This window comes from Romboutsia sp. 1001713B170207_170306_H8 (assembly GCF_015550495.1).
In the GTDB taxonomy this organism is placed as follows: domain Bacteria; phylum Bacillota; class Clostridia; order Peptostreptococcales; family Peptostreptococcaceae; genus Romboutsia_E.
In genome coordinates, this window is sequence record NZ_JADNAX010000001.1 from 436,620 (window position 1) to 455,942 (window position 19,323).

At 26.0% G+C, this 19,323-nt stretch carries 22 protein-coding genes and 1 other annotated feature; of the genes, 11 read left to right on the forward strand and 11 right to left on the reverse strand.

From position 1 onward, the window contains the following. Positions 1–5: 5 nt before the first annotated feature. Positions 6–848, forward strand: a complete 843-nt coding sequence (locus I2A66_RS02100; RefSeq protein WP_207734712.1) for a metal ABC transporter permease — start codon at positions 6–8, stop codon at positions 846–848. Positions 849–873: 25 nt separating this feature from the next. On the opposite strand, the gene I2A66_RS02105 is transcribed toward I2A66_RS02100, so the two are convergent. Both I2A66_RS02105 and I2A66_RS02110 read right to left on the reverse strand, forming a co-directional pair. After that, on the reverse strand, positions 874–1,194 hold the full coding sequence (locus tag I2A66_RS02105) for a YlbF family regulator (protein ID WP_147515489.1): 321 nt from the start codon (positions 1,192–1,194) through the stop codon (positions 874–876). Between the two features lie 188 nt (positions 1,195–1,382). Beyond that, a complete protein-coding gene (locus I2A66_RS02110) occupies positions 1,383–2,201 on the reverse strand; it encodes a pyridoxamine kinase (RefSeq protein WP_147515488.1) in 819 nt (272 codons plus the stop codon). A gap of 196 nt (positions 2,202–2,397) precedes the next feature. On the opposite strand from I2A66_RS02110, the gene I2A66_RS02115 reads away from it, so the two are divergent. Both I2A66_RS02115 and I2A66_RS02120 read left to right on the forward strand, forming a co-directional pair. Beyond that, entirely contained in the window at positions 2,398–3,591 is a 1,194-nt protein-coding gene (locus I2A66_RS02115; protein ID WP_334294987.1) for an amidase domain-containing protein, read from the forward strand. A gap of 178 nt (positions 3,592–3,769) precedes the next feature. Continuing rightward, positions 3,770–3,970 (forward strand): cold-shock protein, encoded by a 201-nt coding sequence (locus I2A66_RS02120; protein ID WP_122639566.1) that lies wholly within the window; start codon positions 3,770–3,772, stop codon positions 3,968–3,970. Positions 3,971–4,059: 89 nt separating this feature from the next. Here I2A66_RS02120 and I2A66_RS02125 read toward each other — a convergent pair whose 3' ends face one another. Then, positions 4,060–4,836 carry a hypothetical protein gene (locus I2A66_RS02125; protein WP_122639565.1) on the reverse strand — a complete coding sequence of 259 codons (777 nt, stop codon included), beginning with the start codon at positions 4,834–4,836 and terminating at the stop codon, positions 4,060–4,062. A gap of 175 nt (positions 4,837–5,011) precedes the next feature. On the opposite strand from I2A66_RS02125, the gene I2A66_RS02130 reads away from it, so the two are divergent. Beyond that, positions 5,012–5,437: a CBS domain-containing protein gene (locus tag I2A66_RS02130; RefSeq protein WP_122639564.1), complete on the forward strand. Its 426-nt coding sequence runs from the start codon at positions 5,012–5,014 to the stop codon at positions 5,435–5,437. A 74-nt stretch (positions 5,438–5,511) separates the two neighbouring features. Here I2A66_RS02130 and I2A66_RS02135 read toward each other — a convergent pair whose 3' ends face one another. Then, complete coding sequence (locus tag I2A66_RS02135; RefSeq protein ID WP_122639563.1) at positions 5,512–6,267, reverse strand: peptidylprolyl isomerase; 756 nt, start codon at positions 6,265–6,267, stop codon at positions 5,512–5,514. 667 nt (positions 6,268–6,934) lie between these two features. Between I2A66_RS02135 and I2A66_RS02140 the strand changes: the two genes are divergently transcribed. After that, complete coding sequence (locus tag I2A66_RS02140; protein WP_122639561.1) at positions 6,935–7,198, forward strand: TIGR03905 family TSCPD domain-containing protein; 264 nt, start codon at positions 6,935–6,937, stop codon at positions 7,196–7,198. A 56-nt stretch (positions 7,199–7,254) separates the two neighbouring features. Here I2A66_RS02140 and I2A66_RS02145 read toward each other — a convergent pair whose 3' ends face one another. Next, positions 7,255–7,710, reverse strand: a complete 456-nt coding sequence (locus I2A66_RS02145) for a hypothetical protein (protein WP_122639560.1) — start codon at positions 7,708–7,710, stop codon at positions 7,255–7,257. A 400-nt stretch (positions 7,711–8,110) separates the two neighbouring features. Between I2A66_RS02145 and glpK the strand changes: the two genes are divergently transcribed. After that, positions 8,111–9,619, forward strand: a complete 1,509-nt coding sequence (glpK, locus tag I2A66_RS02150; protein WP_122639559.1) for a glycerol kinase GlpK — start codon at positions 8,111–8,113, stop codon at positions 9,617–9,619. A 133-nt stretch (positions 9,620–9,752) separates the two neighbouring features. On the opposite strand, the gene I2A66_RS02155 is transcribed toward glpK, so the two are convergent. Continuing rightward, complete coding sequence (locus I2A66_RS02155) at positions 9,753–10,097, reverse strand: RidA family protein (protein ID WP_195250853.1); 345 nt, start codon at positions 10,095–10,097, stop codon at positions 9,753–9,755. Positions 10,098–10,254: 157 nt separating this feature from the next. Here I2A66_RS02155 and I2A66_RS02160 point away from each other — a divergent pair, with 157 nt between their 5' ends. Beyond that, a complete protein-coding gene (locus I2A66_RS02160) occupies positions 10,255–11,532 on the forward strand; it encodes a Gfo/Idh/MocA family protein (protein WP_147515485.1) in 1,278 nt (425 codons plus the stop codon). 63 nt (positions 11,533–11,595) lie between these two features. On the opposite strand, the gene I2A66_RS02165 is transcribed toward I2A66_RS02160, so the two are convergent. Next, a complete protein-coding gene (locus I2A66_RS02165) occupies positions 11,596–12,057 on the reverse strand; it encodes a regulatory YrvL family protein (RefSeq protein WP_122639556.1) in 462 nt (153 codons plus the stop codon). Between the two features lie 83 nt (positions 12,058–12,140). Then, complete coding sequence (locus tag I2A66_RS02170) at positions 12,141–12,935, reverse strand: M55 family metallopeptidase (protein ID WP_195250855.1); 795 nt, start codon at positions 12,933–12,935, stop codon at positions 12,141–12,143. 115 nt (positions 12,936–13,050) lie between these two features. On the opposite strand from I2A66_RS02170, the gene I2A66_RS02175 reads away from it, so the two are divergent. Together I2A66_RS02175 and I2A66_RS02180 are read left to right on the forward strand one after the other, a co-directional pair. Next, positions 13,051–13,962 carry a S66 peptidase family protein gene (locus tag I2A66_RS02175; RefSeq protein ID WP_195250857.1) on the forward strand — a complete coding sequence of 304 codons (912 nt, stop codon included), beginning with the start codon at positions 13,051–13,053 and terminating at the stop codon, positions 13,960–13,962. A 100-nt stretch (positions 13,963–14,062) separates the two neighbouring features. Then, entirely contained in the window at positions 14,063–14,653 is a 591-nt protein-coding gene (locus tag I2A66_RS02180; RefSeq protein ID WP_122639553.1) for a DUF3867 domain-containing protein, read from the forward strand. Positions 14,654–14,690: 37 nt separating this feature from the next. Here I2A66_RS02180 and I2A66_RS02185 read toward each other — a convergent pair whose 3' ends face one another. Both I2A66_RS02185 and I2A66_RS02190 read right to left on the reverse strand, forming a co-directional pair. Then, entirely contained in the window at positions 14,691–15,332 is a 642-nt protein-coding gene (locus tag I2A66_RS02185; protein ID WP_122639552.1) for an isochorismatase family cysteine hydrolase, read from the reverse strand. 158 nt (positions 15,333–15,490) lie between these two features. Next, positions 15,491–16,870, reverse strand: coding sequence for a YjiH family protein (locus I2A66_RS02190; RefSeq protein ID WP_243113347.1), 1,380 nt, complete (start codon positions 16,868–16,870; stop codon positions 15,491–15,493). Positions 16,871–16,971: 101 nt separating this feature from the next. After that, positions 16,972–17,193 (reverse strand) — a binding site (T-box leader). Positions 17,194–17,441: 248 nt separating this feature from the next. Between I2A66_RS02190 and I2A66_RS02195 the strand changes: the two genes are divergently transcribed. Beyond that, a complete protein-coding gene (locus I2A66_RS02195; RefSeq protein WP_122639551.1) occupies positions 17,442–17,630 on the forward strand; it encodes an asparagine synthase in 189 nt (62 codons plus the stop codon). 162 nt (positions 17,631–17,792) lie between these two features. Continuing rightward, complete coding sequence (locus I2A66_RS02200; RefSeq protein ID WP_147515483.1) at positions 17,793–18,614, forward strand: tetratricopeptide repeat protein; 822 nt, start codon at positions 17,793–17,795, stop codon at positions 18,612–18,614. A 59-nt stretch (positions 18,615–18,673) separates the two neighbouring features. On the opposite strand, the gene I2A66_RS02205 is transcribed toward I2A66_RS02200, so the two are convergent. Then, positions 18,674–19,243, reverse strand: a complete 570-nt coding sequence (locus tag I2A66_RS02205; RefSeq protein ID WP_122639549.1) for a GerMN domain-containing protein — start codon at positions 19,241–19,243, stop codon at positions 18,674–18,676. Positions 19,244–19,323 lie beyond the last annotated feature (80 nt).

Below are 19,323 nucleotides of genomic sequence, written 5' to 3' on the forward strand. Positions count from 1 at the left end.
GTATCTTGGAAATTTTTCAATATGATTTTATGATAAGAGCATTAATTTCGGCTTCAATAGTAGGGTTAATATGCCCACTTATGGGAATGTTTATAGTTTTAAGGAGATTGTCACTAATAGGAGATAGCCTATCACATATAGCCCTATCAGGTATTGCAGCATCTACCTTATTTAATTCAAATCCTATAGTAGGCTCATTAATAGCATCATCTTTAGCAGCACTTGTAATTGATAGATTAAGAACTAGTTTAAAGGAGTATGCAGATTTATCAATTGCTATAATAATGGCATTAGGAGTAGGTATATCTGGAATATTAATGAGTTCTTCAAGTGTTAATTTTGATTTATTCTCATTTATGTACGGAAGTATAGCAACGGTAACTAAAGAAGATATAGTTATAATAATGATAACTGCAGTAGTGGTAGTAGTATTTATAAATTTATTTTTTAAAGAATTAGTATATATTACATTTGATGAAGAAAATGCTAGACTGTCTAATATACCAGTAAAAATGATAAACTCAGTATTTATGATTTTGGTGGCAGCAAGTATAACTATGACACTTAGAATAGTAGGAGTATTATTAGTTTCATCCTTAATAGCTATACCTGTGGCTACAAGTTTAAAAGTAGCTAAAAGTTTTAAACAATCAATTTTTTATGCGATTTTATTTGGAGAAATATCAATACTTAGTGGGGTAATAATATCATTTTATATGGATGTTGCACCAGGTGCAATTATAGTTATAGTTAGTATATTACAGCTTATAATAGTTACTTTACTAAAAAAAATAACAAATAAAAATAAAATCAAAAAAGTAATAAATAAAAAAATGGCCTCAAAATAAATTTATTTTGAGGCCATTTTTTTATTTATTTTATAAGTTCTTTTTCTATTGTCTTATAAAGTCTTTCCATCATAAGGTTAAAATTTTTAGTGGCTTCCATATAATTTGATATAAGTGGTAAATTAAAAAATGTATCATATTCTCTATCTAACTTTTCTAATTTTGCAGATAAATCTTCTTTACTAGATCTAGAGTAAATTGCATTTTTTTTATTAAGATAAGAGTCAAATTGTCTTTTTAAAGATCTATTCTTATCAATATCCATTTTACATTTATTCATATACTTAAACTCATTAGTATTTTTTATATAAGCTGCAAACTCTTTTGCTTTATGATTAATATCCATTATAATATACCTCCTATAAATTTGATATATTATATTTTATAAGGTTATAGATGTATATAGAACATTTAAGTAAATTTCATAAATAAAACTGTGTCAAAAATATAGATTATATAATATTATATAATGTAGCAAAACAGACAAGATGTAAATTTGACAACGTGTAAATTAAGCTACAATTATATATAAGACTATATTGATATTAAGTCACCTAGGAATATTTCAAACATTACACCATCGTTTCTATCAGTGTTAAACTGAGATGTATAGTTTATTGTTTTGTATATAAAGTTAGTTGATGTTTTTACAGCAAATTCTAAATCATAGTTATTAGTCAATAATCCACACACAATAGATGTAAATATATCTCCAGTACCACTATAAGAACGATTGTTATATTTTACAGCTGTAAAGTATGATTTATTTTTAGCTTTGTTATAAGCTAAATTGATAATATTATCATCTTCTATAATACCGGTAATAATTATATTTTCTGGGCCTAAACCAGATAAATCTTTAGCAATCTCAATTAGTTCATCTCTTGAATAGTTATCATGATATTCTTTATCTGTTAGAATACAAGCTTCTGTTAAATTAGGAGTTGTTAAAGTTGAAATCTTTACTAACTCTTTTATTTTATTGCACATTTCTTTAGTAAATGTAGGATATAATTCTCCATTATCACCCATTACTGGGTCTACAACTACTAAAGAAGTTTTATTTTCTTTTATAAATTTAGACACTATATCAATTTGTTCCATAGAACCTAAAAATCCACTATATATACAATCAAAATTAATCTTTAATCTATTCCAAACTTCTTTATATTTATCCATCTCATTAGTGAAATCTAAGAATGTAAATTCTGGATAATTTGTTTGACTAGAAAGTATAGCTGTTGGAAAAGGGCAACACTGAACTTTTAAGGCTGAAAGTATAGGTATTGCCACAGTTAAAGAACATCTACCAACTCCTGATAAATCATTTATAGCTGCTACCTTTTTTAGCATAATACTCCTCCATAAAATTAAAATTATAAATATATATTACTATTAAAATACAGAAAAAAATATAATTTAAGGATAAATAAATATAAAAATTTTAATGTATCAATACAATTAACAATAAATAAAATTTTTTAACTATTAATTGGACATAATAAGATAAATAAATTCTATATCAAAATGATGTACTAATCGTTGGGAGGTGCTTTGTTTGAAATTACTCAAAAATAAAAATGAGTACATCAAAAAAATATGGATATGTTTATTCTTAACAATATCATTAGGAGTAGGTGTATTTATAAGTAAGGGTGTATATGATAAGATGGCATATAATAATAAAAACATAGAAGAAGAGGTGTTAGAAGCTAGCTCATTAGACACAGATACTAACAACGCAGAAAGTAATGAACAGTATCAGGTATTACTAGAACATTTATTTGACTATAGGAATAAAGCCATATTAGATCAAGATACAGATATACTAAAAGAATTATATGATACAAATAAAAAATTTGGATTATGGGCATATGAACATGAAGTAAAGAAAATGAAATATATAGAAAATTGGTCCAATAAACAAGGTGTAAATTTTAATGATATTAAAACTAGAGTAGTTGTAAAGAAATTTAAAGAAAAAGAAGAAGACTTATATGGAATAATTTGTACAGTATCTACTGAGTATAAGTATTCTTATGAAAATGAACCAGACGTAACCAATATGTTTAGAATTGGTACATATCATTATTTAAATGTTGTTATTAGAGATGATCAATATGTAATAGTAAAAGAGTGGTACACAGACCCTTTTGAGGATTCATTAAATTTAGATAATATTGATACAGTTGAAATTGAAAATTATATAAAAAATCATGAAAAAGTTGAAGTTCAATTAACTAATGAACAACAAAAAGCTATAAACTATGCTCACCAATATTGTGGAGCAGCAGCAGATGAAGAGTATGGTTTTAAATATAATAAAAACTATAGAGATTTTAACCCTGAAGGTGGAGACTGTGCAAATTTTGCATCTCAAATACTATATGAAAGTGGTAGATTTAAGAAAAATGATACATGGAATTTCAATGGCAAGGATGGAACAAAAGCATGGGTAAATGCTCAAGGGTTTAAAAATTATATGATTTATAGTGGAAGAGCGCAGTATATAACAAAAGGAGCTTATAATGATGTCTATAAAGAGGCATATAATTTACGCCCAGGTGATATTGTAGGATATGAAAAGGGTGGAAGGATAACTCACGTTTCAACTGTAACAGGATTAGATTCTAAAGGATATCCTTTAGTTACATGTCACAATACTGATAGATATTTAGTTCCTTGGGACTTAGGCTGGAGTAATAAAGACATTAAATTTCACTTGATTAAGGTTAATTACTAAAAATGTTTTCCTAAAAGATGGAGTGCACTAGAATGGCTTGTTTACTAGCTTCTAGCCATTTTATAAATCATGTATAAAACTAATAATATTTGACAATAATGAGCATATATGGTAAAATTACAATAAAGCTAATTTAATTTTAGCTGAACAATTGTGTGTTTTTTAGGAGGATTTATTAATGAAAACTGGTGTAGTTAAATGGTTTAACAACGAAAAAGGATTTGGATTCATATCTGTAGAAGGTGAAGGAGATGTTTTCGTACATTTCTCAGCTATACAAGGAGATGGATACAAGTCTTTAGAAGAAGGACAAAGTGTACAATTTGACGTAGTTGAAGGAGCAAAAGGTCCTCAAGCTTCTAATGTAGTTAGATTATAATTAAAAATTCATATATATTAGTTTTATTGCTATAATTCTAGTAGTATGTGAGAAAGCCGCTATATAGCGGCTTTTTACTTTTTAAATATTTATAAAGTTTTTACTAAACCTATATCATCTATAAATTTAAATTCTTTTTCATTTAATAATACATCATATAATTCTTCAGAAGTATATTTACAGAAATTATCTATACATTCTTCTAAAGAATCTTCTAGCTTATCAAATTCATTATACATATCAAATGTTGCAGCAAATTTTTCCATATCACTTCTTAACTCATCTATATCAACTAAAAACTCTATCCATGAAGAGTCTAATTCTTTATTTAAAATCATAGATTTAAACTTAGGCAATAATTCTGACTTATTTTTTATAGGTATTATTATTTCTTTCTTTTTATTTTCACTATCTATAAACTCAGATATATCATCGGCCATAGATAAAAGATTATTTTCTACATAGTTAAAGAAGTCTTCTTTATTAAATTCACGATGAATATTATCTGTAAATAATTCTTCCATACTAGATTGCCATAATCTTAATGCGTATATGTTAGCATTAGCACTTTTTATAGGATTACCTCTATAGTCATATAGTTTAGGATAAGAATAGTTGAAATGTTTTGCTATTTCTACTCTGAAAAAATATCCAGCATCATCCTTTGGCATTAAATTTATGATAAATTCATCTAAATCGCTACCTAAGTATACATGAGTAGACTTAAATATGTTAATAATATTATTTAGGTTGTCTTTATTTATAATCTTAATGTTGTTTTTTAATGCAATATTATAGATTTTATTTTCATAAACTTTATTTAAAATATTTTTTAATTCAGTATAATAATCATAAGTATATATCATGTCGTTCCTCCTAAAATGAATATATAATATTTATACCCAAAAAAAAATATTTAAAATAAAAATTTAAATAAAATACTAAATATGATAGAATTAATATGTAAAAGAAAATAAAAAATATGTTTTTATAAATAAATGTATATAAATCCTTATATTACATATTTGGAGGTGTAGTGTAATGAACATATTATTTTTTTTAACACCTAAAAGTGAAGTTGCATATATATATGAAGACTACACAATGAGGCAAACTTTAGAAAAAATGGAATATCACAGATATTCTTCTATTCCTATTATAAATAAGGAAGGGAAGTATGTAGGAACATTAACAGAAGGGGATTTACTTTGGACATTAAAAAATGACTTTTCACTAGATATGAAGTCAATAGAAGACATACCAATTATGAGTATTAAAAGACGTAAGGATAATGCCCCTGTATCTGTTGAAGCAAATATAGAAGACTTAATTTCAAAATCTATGAATCAAAATTTTGTTCCAGTAATAGATGATAATGAGACTTTTATAGGGATAATAAAAAGAAGAGACATAATTGATTATTGCTATCATAAGATGAATATACAAGAAGGTAGCAAGACAAAATAAGAAGATAATAATTAAAAATTACATAATATAAATAAAGCCTAGTAAAATTTACTAGGCTTTATTTATATTAGATATTAGTCGTTGAATTTAACCATATCATTGTATTTAGTTTTTAAATCATTGTATTTGTTAGTGTAAGCTTCACTTTGTTTTTGGTAAGTTAAAGCTTTTTCTATTTCGCTTTTAACTTCTGCATATTCAGATTGCCCACCTTGTTGTCTATCTTCTAATTTTATTAAGTGATATCCAAATTGAGTTTTAACTGGTCCAACTACTTCACCTTTATTCATAGTGAATACAGCTTCATCGAATTCAGGAACCATTTGTCCTCTTTCGAAAGTACCTAAATCTCCACCAGCATCTTTTGATGGGCAAGAAGAATGTTCAGTTGCAGCAGCCTCAAAAGTAACTTCTCCAGCATTTATTTTATTTAATAAATCACTAGCTTTTTCTTCATTATCTACTAATATGTGTTTAGCAGAAGCTGTATCAGGCTTTACAAATCTGTCTTTATTAGCATTAAAGAAAGCTTCTTTTTCTTCTTCTGTTAAAGTAACACTAGTTAAAACTTTGTTCATAGCATATTGCTTTAACATATTTTCTTTAACTCTTTCTAATTCAGCTTTGAATTCAGCGTCTTGATCGAAGTTGTTTTCCTTAGCTTCTATGTATAATAATTCTTGGTTAACTAAATCTTCTAGTATTTGCTTTTTTCCTTGATCAGAGTTGAAGTGAGCTGCTTGATAAGGATCTAATCCTCCTAATATTGCCTCAACATCTAAATTAGTTATTTCTTTTTCTCCAACTTTAGCTAAAACTTTTTTTTCCATAATTATTGACTCCTTTATATGTATTCATTATTAATATTAGCCTTTAATATAAATAATATCAAAAAAAATTTGATATGTCTAATATTTCCAGTATAAGTAAAATATTAGTAAAAGATTGCTATTGAAATTAATAGTAGAGATGATATTATTCCAACTACACCTTCTTCATTTTTAAATTTGAATACCATTTTACAAGAAAAATAAAAATAAACAAATATTGAAATGAATTTTAAGTATAATAATGTAATATTAGTTGGAAACAATAAAAAATTAGAAAGCGTTAGTATATAAGAAGTAGAGGTACTTAATCTATACCATAAATTTATATCTCTTAACTTTTTTTCTTTTGTATAATATAAGATTATAGCAATTATATAAACTAGACCACAAAATGTATAAATTGAAAAGAGTATATACTCAATATATTTATTTTGTATAAAAATCCATTTATAGCAAATTATTGGCCAAAATAACAATGTTAAAAATCTAAAATACTTTTCAAAAATTAAATCTATTTTCAATTTATCACATCCCTTACATTTACATTAATATTAATAATATATAAATAAATTAAAGCATATATTTATATTAAATGCTAGATTTATATTATATTTTATATCATTAATTAGATTTTTTTAACATAAATTATATACATAGGGGGGGTTATATGTATAGATATTACACTAAAGGTGTATGTTCATCTTCTATATTATTAAATATAGAAGATGATATATTAAAAGATGTTGTATTTGAAGGTGGATGTGCAGGAAACTTAATTGCATTAAAAGAATTAGTTGAAGGCAAAAATATAGATGAAATCATAGATAAATTAGAAAACATACCATGTAAAGATAGAGGAACGTCTTGTCCAGATCAGCTTGCAACAGCACTTAAAATTTATAAAAAATATGTAGATAAAGAAGATGAGTAGCTACATAAAAAAGAGTGTCCTTAAAGGCACTCTTTTTTGCATATATATGATTAATATTATTGCTTATTAACTAATATAGCTATCTTTTCATCTGGATTGTAGCTTATTTGGATTAATTGATTTTTTCTAACATGCTCTAAATCTTCTCCACCGTAAGCTATTTGTAACTTAACAGGTAATTTACCTTGCTTTATTATTGCAACATATTCTTTTTTACCTTTTTTCTCTAAGCTTATTAAGTTACCTACATAAGGTTTAAAGTTTTGGTACTTTTCTCCAGATTTTTTTATGTAGAAATAAGATGCAACTGCTATTAATACATTTATACCGAATATTAACCAACCATTGATATCTGCAACCGCACCAACTATGATTAATACTAACATGATTACTATAGGTAAAATTGCTTTTTTCATTAATAATTTCCCCATAACCTCATTAGCTTTTCTCTCTGGTTCACTCATAGTTTTTGATCTAGCAAATGATTCAGCGAATTTGTCTTTTAAGCCCATATTGACCTCCTAGTTTAAATAAATGTTTGATTATAATAACGTTTTAGGATTGAAACTAAAAATTTATGTTATTAATATTATGTTCAATCTCTACATTTAAATTTACAATATGCAAATGAAAATACATTAAATATTTTATCATAAATTATAAGAAATGAAAATAAATGAAATTGAAATCTTTAGAAAATATTAAATTTATATTCTAAATTAATATAAAATTTAAAAAATTCATTATAAATATATCTATTATAATTAAATTTACGTATATATTATCATAATAAAGGTAATAAAAATTTAATTATAATAAGATTTTAAATAATATATTTTATCATTTTATGTTAATATATTATGAATAGATAATAAATAATGAAATGTTACTTTTAAGGAGGACATATACATAATGGCAAAAAAATATATAATGGCATTAGATCAAGGTACAACTAGTTCTAGGGCCATATTATTTAATGATAAAGGTGAAATAGTAGAGACTGCACAAAAAGAATTTACACAAATATATCCTAAGCCAGGATGGGTAGAGCATAATCCAATGGAAATTTGGGGATCACAAAGTGGTGTTATGAGAGAAGTTATAGAAACTGCAGGGATTACTCCAGATGAAATAGCAGCTATTGGAATTACAAATCAAAGAGAAACAACTATTCTTTGGGATAAAAATACAGGCAAACCAGTCTATAATGCCATAGTATGGCAATGTAGAAGAACATCGGATATATGTAATGAATTGAAGTGTAAAGGCTTAGAAAATATAATAAAGGATAAGACAGGCCTTTTAATAGATGCATACTTCTCAGCTACAAAGGTAAAATGGATACTTGATAATGTAGAAGGTGCTAGGGAAAAAGCAGAAAATGGAGAACTATTATTTGGTACAGTAGATACATGGCTTATATGGAAATTAACTCATGGGAAAGTTCATGTAACTGACTATTCTAATGCATCAAGAACTATGATGTATAATATAAAAGAATTAAAATGGGATGAGGATATATTAAAAGAATTAAATATACCTAAATCTATTCTTCCTGATGTAAAACCATCAAGCTATATATATGGACATACAGACTCACAAATGTTAGCAGGAGCGCAAATTCCAATATCAGGATGTGCAGGTGACCAACAATCTGCATTATTTGGACAAACATGTTTTGAAGAAGGTTGTGCAAAGAATACTTACGGAACAGGATGCTTTTTACTAATGAATACAGGTGAAAAATTAGTTAGGTCTAATAATGGACTTATAACAACTATTGCTTGGGGTATTGATGAAAAAATACAATATGCCCTAGAAGGAAGTATATTTATGGGGGGAGCATCAATTCAATGGCTTAGAGATGAGCTTAGAATGATAAAAAATGCAAAAGACAGTGAAGAATATGCAACTAAAGTAAATGATACAAATGGAGTATATGTAGTTCCAGCATTTACAGGGCTTGGAGCACCTTATTGGGATATGTATGCAAGAGGAACGATACTAGGACTTACAAGAGGAGCTAAAAAAGAGCATATTATAAGGGCAACATTAGAATCTATAGCATATCAAACTAAAGATGTAATAAATATAATGGAACAAGACTCTAATATTAAAGTAAAGAATTTAAAAGTTGATGGAGGTGCAAGTAGTAATAATTTTTTAATGCAATTCCAATCAGATATATTAGATATAAATATAGATAGACCAGAAATAACAGAAACAACAGCATTAGGAGCTGCATATCTAGCAGGGCTAGCAGTTGGATTTTATAAAAATAAAGATGAAATAACATCAAAATGGAAAGTTAAAAAAGAATTCAACCCAAATATGAAAAGTGAAAAAAGAGAAAAGCTATATAAAGGATGGAATAAAGCAGTATCAAGATCCCTACAATGGGCAAAAGAAGATGAAGAATAATATTGATATAACTACTTAAGGCAAAGGGTTAATGAAAAATATCCTAGTCATTTGCAGCATCTTTCCAGCTGCATGACTAGAATATTTTCATTACCTCCTGCCCAAAGAGCTTATATTAAAAATAGTATTTTTACTACTTAGTAGCTGCTACTATTGATATCTCAACTAATAAACATTCTCTAGCCATTTTAGCTTCTACACAAGCTCTAGCAGGTTCATGTCCATCTTCAACCCAATTATCCCAAACTGAGTTCATATCAGCAAAATCATTCATAGATTTTAAGTATATTGTAGCAGATAATATATGATTTTTATCTGAGTTATACTTTTCTAGTAAATTTTCTATTTTACTTAATACACCGATAGTTTGTTCTTTAACATCACCTTCAGCATGAACTTGACCAGATAAATAAATTGTATTGTTATGTACTACAGCAGAACTCATTCTACCATTATTTTCATATCTTTTGATTTCCATAAAAAACCTCCTAATGTTAAATCATTTTTGTGTAAATAAAATTATAATACAAATTAGTATATTAATCTAGACTGTATAAATTGAAAATATACTATAATAACTTTGTAGGGGTAAATAATATAATTTTATTGTTGTATTATAGAAAAGGGGAATAGATATGAAAAAAGTAAAAGTTGCAGTAGTAGGTGCAGGAGTAAGAGGGACTTATGCATATGCTCCGTATATTTTTGAAAATCAAGAAGTTTGTGAAATAGTGGCTGTAGCAGAAACTAAAAAGGGAAGACGCGATTTATTTTCTAAGAAGTATAATTTAAAAGAAGAAAATGTATTTGAAAGTGCAGAAGAACTTTTTGAAAAAGAAAAAATAGCTGATGCAATAATAATAGCAACTAATGACGATAGACATTTTAATCTAGCAAAGTTAGCTTTAGAAAAAGGATATCATGTTCTTTTAGAAAAACCTATGGCTAATAGTTTAGATGGATTAGTACATATAAAAGAGCTAGCAGAAAAATATACTGATAAAGTATTTATGACTTGTCATGTGCTAAGATATACAGAGTTTTTTAAGAAGTTAAAAGAAATAATAGATAGTAAGGAATTAGGAGCGCTAGTAAGTATACAACATAATGAAAATATAGGTTATTTTCACTTTGCACATAGTTATGTAAGAGGTAACTGGAGAAATAGTAGTGATACAGGACCTCTAATGTTGACTAAAAGCTGTCATGACTTAGATATACTATTATATCTTACAGGAAGTAAATGTAGAAAGATTGCCTCATTTGGAAGTTTAAAACATTTTAATAGTGATAACTTTAAATTAACTATGAGTGAAAGTTGTTATAGATGTAGTGAAGAAGAAAATTGCCCTTATTCATGTAAAAAAATATATTTAGAAAATGAAAGAATGATGAATAATGCAGTACATATAAATCCAACAAAAGAAAATCTAGATACAATTTTAAAAAAAGGTCCATATGGAAGATGTGTATATAGATGTGATAATAATGTAGTTGATAATATGGTAAGTATTATAGAGTTTGAAAATGATGTAACAGCAACATTTAACTTATCAGCATTTACTAAAGAATGTACTAGGACTATAAAACTTATGTTTACACATGGTGAAGTTGGTGGTAATTTTAAGGAAAATGAAATACGAATTAAAAAGTTTGGAGATATAAAAGAGGAAGTATTAAAGCTTGGTAAAAATGATTTAAGTCATGGTGGTGGAGATAAAAATCTTATTAAGCATTTTATAGATTTAATTATAAATGAAAAGATTGATAATAGTATTAATGAATCTATAGAAAGTCATATAATGGCATTTGCATCAGAGTATTCAAGAGTAAGTGAGCAGGTTATATATATAGATGAATTCTTAAAAGATGCAATAGACATGACAAGCGAAATAGAAGATACTTTATTTTAAATAAAAAAAAGTAAGTTATAAAAATTAGCTAACTAAGACCTATTTTATAACTTACTTTTTTATTTATTTATCATCTTCGCTAGAGTCTTTATTTTTTCCTATATCAAATACGTCTACGCATTCTGATAATAGATAAGATAATATGGCAAATAATATTTCTGTATGTGTAGGTATGCTTATAGAATTCATAAATAAATCTATAATATTTACAGTGATAAAGGTTAGTAATATATCAATTAAAGATTCAATAATCTTATAAGCTTTATAAGGTAATTTATTTACATACCTAAAAATATCTAAAAAAGAAGTACATAGAAAATCTATAGGACTTCCAATTAAGAAATAAATCGCAAAAAATAGTATTACAGAGCCAACTGATTTATATTCAAAGCCTAAAAAAGACAAAAATCCAATACCTACAAAGGTAAATATTACAAACGATATTCCGAAAAATACTATAAAAAATAAAATCAAAGAAAGGATTTCAAAAAAAGGAATTTTATATTTTTTATTTATTTTAATCACTCCTCAAGTCTAACTATACTATATAATAGTTTACTATAAATGGAAGAGAAAATTACATAAAAATATTAAAAAGTTTAAATAATTTATATGAATAACAACATTCTTAAAACTTCATAGTAATCATTACTTTCAAATAATATAGTTTGAGAATCTACTGATTTCACATTAGGATAAAAAGATGCTTTAAAAGCTTTATAGTGTTCTTTATATTTAATTTCGACTTTAAAATGTTTTGGTAGCTTTATTAAATGTCGAGATAAGTCTCCTGATAGAGCTTCTTTCACACCTAGTTTAATGTTTTTTAGAGCAAGGTATGGATGTATTGATATAGAACTATTACCAATTCCTTTTGAAACTGGAACTGTAATTATGTTAGGGGTTAACTGTTTTGCATGACGGCATAACATTTCATCTCCACTTAAAAAAGCAACAGGGACATTATAATATAAACTAGTATAAGAATTGATTGTAAATTCAGAAGCTATAGAATCATTTATTTTTATATATTCAAATTGAGTATCTAAAGTATGAGAAAGTGGATTTCCATTAAATGTAGCAGGGCTATGATATCCTATAAACAAGGATGCGTCAAAGCTTTTATCTATACCAGCCATCATAACATGAGGGTCTTTCGTCCATCCTCGAAGAATTTTTATATTTTCAGGTAATTTCATTGGGTTAATATTTCGGCCACTATCATGAGCATCTTTAATTAATATATCACTTTTTTCAATTTCATTTATTCCAAGATAAGCAGCATTAACTTCTTGAGTCATTTGTTGTTTACTATATGTTGATAAATTATGTTCAAGTTCAGTCTCATTCCAATCTACAATACCGCAAGTACCTTCAATATCAGCGCTTATATAGATCTTCATAATATACCTCCAATTCTTAAAAATTAAGACTATATTAGTAATATCATCTTAATTTAAAGTATAGAATATTTATGACCAAATATAAACTAGTAATTAAATAAGGGAGGAGTAAGGTTTGAATATACCTAAAAATCTTAAAAAAGGTGATACTATAGGAATAATCGCTCCATCTGGAGATTTAAGAGAATATACAATTAATGAAATTAAATTAGGAATTGAAAGTTATGGATATAAAGTTAAAATAGGTAAGAGTTGTTATTTAACTTATAGAGGATACTTAGCAGGTAATGATGAAATAAGAGCTTCTGATTTAGAAAATATGTTCTTAGATACTGATATAGATGCAATAATGTGTCTTCGAGGAGGATATGGGACTAGTAGAATATTAAACTTGATAAATTATGATATAATAAAAAATAATCCTAAAGTATTTATAGGGTTTTCTGATATAACAGCACTTCATATAGCATTTAATAAAAAGTGTGACTTAGTAACATATCATGGAATTATGGCAAATACAGTTAACAAATGGGATGATTTTTCATATAAATCCTTAATTGAGTGTATTAATTTTAAAGATGAATTAATACTTAAAAATCCTTGTAAAGATTCAATAAAATCTTTATATAAAGGTAAAGCCAGTGGCGATATAATTGGTGGTAATTTATCTATGATAGCTTGTAGTTTAGGCACAGAATATGAAATTGATACAATGGGCAAAATATTATTTATAGAAGAAGTTGGAGAATATATATATAGAGTAGATAGATTATTAAACCATTTAAGTTTAGCAAAGAAATTTGATGACTGTAATGGAATCATATTTGGCGATTTTAATGATTGTAGAAAAAGTACTAAACAAGATTGTGACCTTATTGATTTATTAGTTGAAATTGCTAATAGATATAAAAAGCCAACTTTATATAATATTAAATCAGGACATTGTAAGCCTATGGTGACAATTCCTTTTGGCATTAAGTGTAAAATAGATGCAGATGAGTGTAGTATAATATTTAATAAAAAATAATTTAAAATAAATTTATTATAAAAAGATATGAATATATATTTATTTGTCTTAAGTATGATATAATCTTATACAAGTAAAACTTTTGCTAGGAGGAATAGATATGTCTGATGATAGAATAATCGATTTTAATGAACTAAAAAATAAAGTAAAAGATACAGATGTAGATAAATTTGAGCAATATATATATAATTTATATTTTTCTGTGATGGATGGAAGCATGAGTATGTCTGAATTTTCTAGAAAGATATTTGATTATATGAAGGATAATAATATATCACAAGAGAAGTTTATGAATATACAAAAAAAATTCATGGAGAGATATGGAATGGATCCGAACGAAGTTGAAAATCAATTAAAAAGCTTTGGTATAGATCCATCTACAATAAATATGGGAAATTTAGATCCTACTAATATGAGTGAGGATCAATTAAATAATATAAAAAAAGCTGCAGGGTTCTATGAAAGATATGGAACTAAAATACAACCTAAAAGTTGTATAAGTGCTACTATAAAAAATGACACTAATGATATTAATATAGTTATAGATCAAGAAAAAGTTATGCTTTTTAGTAATAAGAAAATAAACTTAATGGATGCAGAGTTAAATGAGTTTTTATTATCATACAAAAACATGTTTAATAATAAAATAAGAGTTGTACTTTGTGAAAACTACACAGAATATGATTATTAATAAAAAATGGATGAACCATAAAGTTCATCCATTTTTATTAATCTATTACAATATTTTTAACAACTTTAATTCCATTTTGAATCATACTGTTTAAGAAAACAATATTTGATAAATCTCCACAGTGTACATTAGGAATATCATATGTATCTACTAATTCAACTGGAACAATAATATTTTTATTAATGTTATTATGAATAAAATAAGTTTTTAAGGTAACTGCAAATTGATATATACATATATCTGTACAGTCTCCAACTATTATTATATTATCTACACCATCAAAGTTAATTTCACCTAATGCAAAAAATCCATTAGTAGAGTTTTTAGGTAATATCTGAAGATTTTCTATAGATTTTAATTCATCTATTACTTCACTTTCAGTATCATTTTCTAGACAGTGAATAGGGTAATTAGAAAATTCTAGGCAATCTTCACTGTGAGTATCGCTAAAAGCAACTAATCTATGTAATCTAGAAGAAAGTTTTTCTGTAATATTTGAAATAGGATTAATAAGAGCTTCTATTCTAGGTGAATATAAAGCACCTCCTTTTGCAAAGCCATTATTCATATCTATTATAAATAACTCAGTTTTACTAAGATCTATTGTAGATATATTTAAATTTGGTAAATTATCTAAGTTATTTTTTAATATTTCTAATTCTTTTAATAAGTTATTCATAGTGCACCCCTTTTTATTTTCATTTATTTTTCATTTATATAGATATATAATACACTAGAGTAAATACTAGTGTAAATACAGTTAAGATTTATTTGTATAAAAATATAAGCAAATTAAATAAAAAAAGGCTATATTTTATATAAAATATAGCCTTTTTTTTATTTAATTATAAGTTTTGCAACTACTGTTATTATTGGTAGAGCTATTGCAGTTCTTATTAAAAATATTACGAATAAATCCTTTAATTTAAGTGGAATATCAGATTTTAATATAACTGCACCAGTTTCAGTTAAGTAGATTAATTGAGTTATAGATAAAACACCTATTATAAATTGTGTTACAGGACTTATATCAGATCCAGATACCATTATTGATGGTAAGAACATATCTGTAAATCCTACTAAAACAGCAGGAGCAGCAGCACTAGCATCAGGTATTTGAAGAAGTTTTAGTATAAATACTACTGGTATTGATATTATGTTAAAGAATGGAGTGAATTCAGCTACGATTAAAGCTAAAGTTCCCCAAGCCATAACTAAAGGAAGCAGTCCTAAATACATATCTATAACAGTTTTACATCCGTTTACTAATATGCTTTTTACTGTTGGAGCATTTTCAGCTCTCTTCATTGCTTTTTCAAAACCAAATTTAAAAGTATTAACACCTTCGGGAATAATATCTTCTTTTAAATGAGGTACATTGTTATAAGTTTTATCATTAAATCCTTTCAATGGATATATACGAGGCATAATTAAAGCACAAGCTAATGATGCTAAACATACTGTTCCATAAAAAGGAACAAATAATGGCATAAATCCAAGTTGATCAGCTATTACCGTTGAGAAAGGTAGTGATACTAATGAGAAACAAACTGATATTATAGCAGCTTCTTTTGCCGTATAAAACCCTTGTTTATATTGAGTATTAGTTATCATAATTCCTAAAGTACCATCTCCTAACCAAGAAGAAACAGCATCAATTGCAGAACGACCAGGAACTTTGAATAAGTTATACATAAACTTAGATATTACTGTACCAAATAAATCCATAAGACCAAAGTCAACAACTAGTGGTAATAAAAATCCTGATACTAAGAATATTGCAAGAAGACTAGGAAGTAAACCAATCATAGTAGCACCAGTTAATTCTGATTTTATAAACTCAGGTCCTACATTAAATAAAGTCATAGTTATAAATATTGCACCAAGTATTCTACATATTAACCAAAATGGTGAAACATTTAATAAATCTCTTAAAAATTCATTTTTTATATTTATAAACTTGCTAAGTATAGATAATATAGCTGATGTCACTATTACAACTAAAGCAATACTTTCTAAATAATTAGCTCCAGCTATTTTGATAAGTTCAGCTAAGAATCCTATACCTATATTGAAAGATGATAAACCTTCTAAAGGAACAAAACTTCCATAAGGCATTGGTATAACAAATAAAAATAGTCCTAATAATGATGGTATTAAAAACTTAAATAAATTAACATTTTTTGATTCAACATTAGATTGAATTGTTTTTTCCATAATAATTTCCTCCTAATTAATAATTATAAATAAAAACGATTAAATTCTATTTTGCAAAATAAATTAATTCTTTATATTAAAAAAGTCCCTTGGTTATAAAACCAAGAGACGAAATATCCGCGTTACCACTCTCATTGTCAAAATTATGCAAATTATAATTTTAACCACTCAAATCTCTTAAGGCGAGATGACCTATTATCATACTAATAATTTCAAATAATATTCTCCAAAGCTCTCTTCAATTAAACTTCAATGCTAAGCTTCCACCATCCTTAGCTCTCTATAAAATTCATTTAATATACTCTCTTTTTCACAGAATTTAAAATATTGACTTGTTAGATATTAATATAAAATAATTGGTATAAAAAGTCAACATTTTATTTGAAAAATAATAATGTTTTAAATTTTCCATATAAATATTTATATTTATGAGATGTTAAAAAACAGTTGATTATTCTAAGTATTTAATGGTTTATAATTACTATTTATAAATTAATTCCTATTTATATAAATCAGTCTATAAGTAAAAACTATAAGTGATTTAATTAAATCATTTAAGGAGGAAACACCCATGAAAAAAGGATTATTACCAGTAGCATTAGGAACTTTAGTAACAACAGCAGGCATAGTTATAGACTGTAATCAAAGTAAGTGCCAGATGTGCAAAGGAAATGATTACTTAAGTTTAACGGGAACTTTTCTTTTAGGATTAGGAGTGGCACATATATTACTTGGTGGTATAGATATTGTAAAAGAATAATTAAAAAAATAAACAAGATAGATATATAAACTATCTTGTTTATTTTTTTTATGAAAATTGTTAATTTGATAAAATAAAATTCATATTAATAATTGTAGTAACATAAATAAATTAAAAAAATAAAATATATTATGATTAATAGCTTAAAATGGGGGCGAACATATGGCTATAAATAAGATGTTTAAAGAAATGTTTAATGAGCAAAAAAGGAAAAAAGAGTTAGAACATCAAAAAGAAGTTTTAAAAAAAGCTTTAGAAGAGCAAGGATCTATGATTAATGAGTATGACAGGGCAATGGAGCTTTTAAAAATGAAAGAGTATAAGAAAGCTATACCTATTTTAACTAAGTGTGCAGATAATAATAATACTGGAGCACAATATGAACTTGGAAGACTTTTAAAAGATGGAATAGGAATAGAAGTTGATAAAGTAAAGGCCAAAAAATATTTAATAAGCTCATATAAAAATGGATATAAAAAAGCCGGTGCCCTACTAAGAGAGATGAATCATAAGGATAATGAAGTTTGTAAAAAGATAGTTGATATTGAATATGAAAAGATAAATAGTAATTTGGGATATACAATAGATATGCCTAAAAATTGGATTAAATTAGAGTCAAAAAATAAAGAATGCTTTGATACTATAGCCATTGACAAAGTAGATGGAGATGTTATTTTTAACATTAAAATGCAAGTATTCTTAATAGAAATACCTAATAACATGTCATACTCTGTGAATTTAGATAGAATAGCAAACAATATGGGATGTATTGAGTCTGTAAGTTTTAACAATGGTCATTGTGAAGGAAAATTAATTTGCGGAGAAGGATTAGATGGAACTTGTAACTATATATTTATAAGCAAGGGTAGTAAGGGGGTATATGATTTAAGAGTTATAGTTGATAAGTATCTAGATCCTGTTTATGAAGAAGTAATAGACCATATAATTTACAGTTTTGATATAGAAGATAAAATAGATGAATAAATTGAAATAAGGTTGAGCTTTGAAAGTTTATTTAAAGCTCAACCTTTATCTTTAATATTTTATTCTTCTAAAGAATCTTTAGTGAAGTACTCATCTTTATCCATTAATATATGTCCACTTTCATACTCTTCATCATCAACTAAAATTTTAAATTTATCTAAATTAAAGTTTTCTATATAAGTTTTTGCAACTGAATTAAGCATCATGGATTCAAAACCACTGCCTAAGTTAAAGTTATAAAACTCTTTGGATAAATTAAGAACACCTACAAGATTATCTTCTTGATCTTCAAATGTAGAAAAGCTTTTTACACTAGTATTAGAAGTAACTACATCTTCATTTTTTAATTCTTCTAAAATAGATTCAGAAGATATTTCATTTACTTTTACTTTTTTATTAACTATTGAGTCACTATCAATATCTGATACATATATATTTGCGAAAACTTCTGATGAATCTTCATTGTTACTAGTTATGTAATCAGGTGAAATTACTTCTAAACTAGAAGATTTATTTTCTGTTGAATCATTAGTAGTTGTAGTTTCTGTAGATGCTTTATCTTTAGAGCATGCACAAAATAGTAGCATACAAGAAAAAATGAGTATAAAAGAGCATGTATATTTTTTCATTAAATTACCTCCTTAATTATCTAGTTAAATAACTAGGCTAGTATCAGAATATGATATGAAGTGTTTAGATATGATAGATT

What these genes read in the sequence shown, in the direction of transcription:
- I2A66_RS02195 (WP_122639551.1), top strand. Translation starts at nt 17,442, where the DNA reads ATGAAAAAAGGATTATTACCAGTAGCATTAGGAACTTTAGTAACAACA.
- I2A66_RS02140 (WP_122639561.1), top strand. Translation starts at nt 6,935, where the DNA reads ATGTATAGATATTACACTAAAGGTGTATGTTCATCTTCTATATTATTA.
- I2A66_RS02145 (WP_122639560.1), bottom strand. Translation starts at nt 7,710, where the DNA reads ATGGGCTTAAAAGACAAATTCGCTGAATCATTTGCTAGATCAAAAACT.
- I2A66_RS02110 (WP_147515488.1), bottom strand. Translation starts at nt 2,201, where the DNA reads ATGCTAAAAAAGGTAGCAGCTATAAATGATTTATCAGGAGTTGGTAGA.
- I2A66_RS02120 (WP_122639566.1), top strand. Translation starts at nt 3,770, where the DNA reads ATGAAAACTGGTGTAGTTAAATGGTTTAACAACGAAAAAGGATTTGGA.
- I2A66_RS02180 (WP_122639553.1), top strand. Translation starts at nt 14,063, where the DNA reads ATGTCTGATGATAGAATAATCGATTTTAATGAACTAAAAAATAAAGTA.
- I2A66_RS02135 (WP_122639563.1), bottom strand. Translation starts at nt 6,267, where the DNA reads ATGGAAAAAAAAGTTTTAGCTAAAGTTGGAGAAAAAGAAATAACTAAT.
- I2A66_RS02105 (WP_147515489.1), bottom strand. Translation starts at nt 1,194, where the DNA reads ATGGATATTAATCATAAAGCAAAAGAGTTTGCAGCTTATATAAAAAAT.
- I2A66_RS02190 (WP_243113347.1), bottom strand. Translation starts at nt 16,870, where the DNA reads ATGGAAAAAACAATTCAATCTAATGTTGAATCAAAAAATGTTAATTTA.
- I2A66_RS02200 (WP_147515483.1), top strand. Translation starts at nt 17,793, where the DNA reads ATGGCTATAAATAAGATGTTTAAAGAAATGTTTAATGAGCAAAAAAGG.
- glpK (WP_122639559.1), top strand. Translation starts at nt 8,111, where the DNA reads ATGGCAAAAAAATATATAATGGCATTAGATCAAGGTACAACTAGTTCT.
- I2A66_RS02185 (WP_122639552.1), bottom strand. Translation starts at nt 15,332, where the DNA reads ATGAATAACTTATTAAAAGAATTAGAAATATTAAAAAATAACTTAGAT.
- I2A66_RS02125 (WP_122639565.1), bottom strand. Translation starts at nt 4,836, where the DNA reads ATGATATATACTTATGATTATTATACTGAATTAAAAAATATTTTAAAT.
- I2A66_RS02155 (WP_195250853.1), bottom strand. Translation starts at nt 10,097, where the DNA reads ATGGAAATCAAAAGATATGAAAATAATGGTAGAATGAGTTCTGCTGTA.
- I2A66_RS02170 (WP_195250855.1), bottom strand. Translation starts at nt 12,935, where the DNA reads ATGAAGATCTATATAAGCGCTGATATTGAAGGTACTTGCGGTATTGTA.
- I2A66_RS02205 (WP_122639549.1), bottom strand. Translation starts at nt 19,243, where the DNA reads ATGAAAAAATATACATGCTCTTTTATACTCATTTTTTCTTGTATGCTA.
- I2A66_RS02130 (WP_122639564.1), top strand. Translation starts at nt 5,012, where the DNA reads ATGAACATATTATTTTTTTTAACACCTAAAAGTGAAGTTGCATATATA.
- I2A66_RS02160 (WP_147515485.1), top strand. Translation starts at nt 10,255, where the DNA reads ATGAAAAAAGTAAAAGTTGCAGTAGTAGGTGCAGGAGTAAGAGGGACT.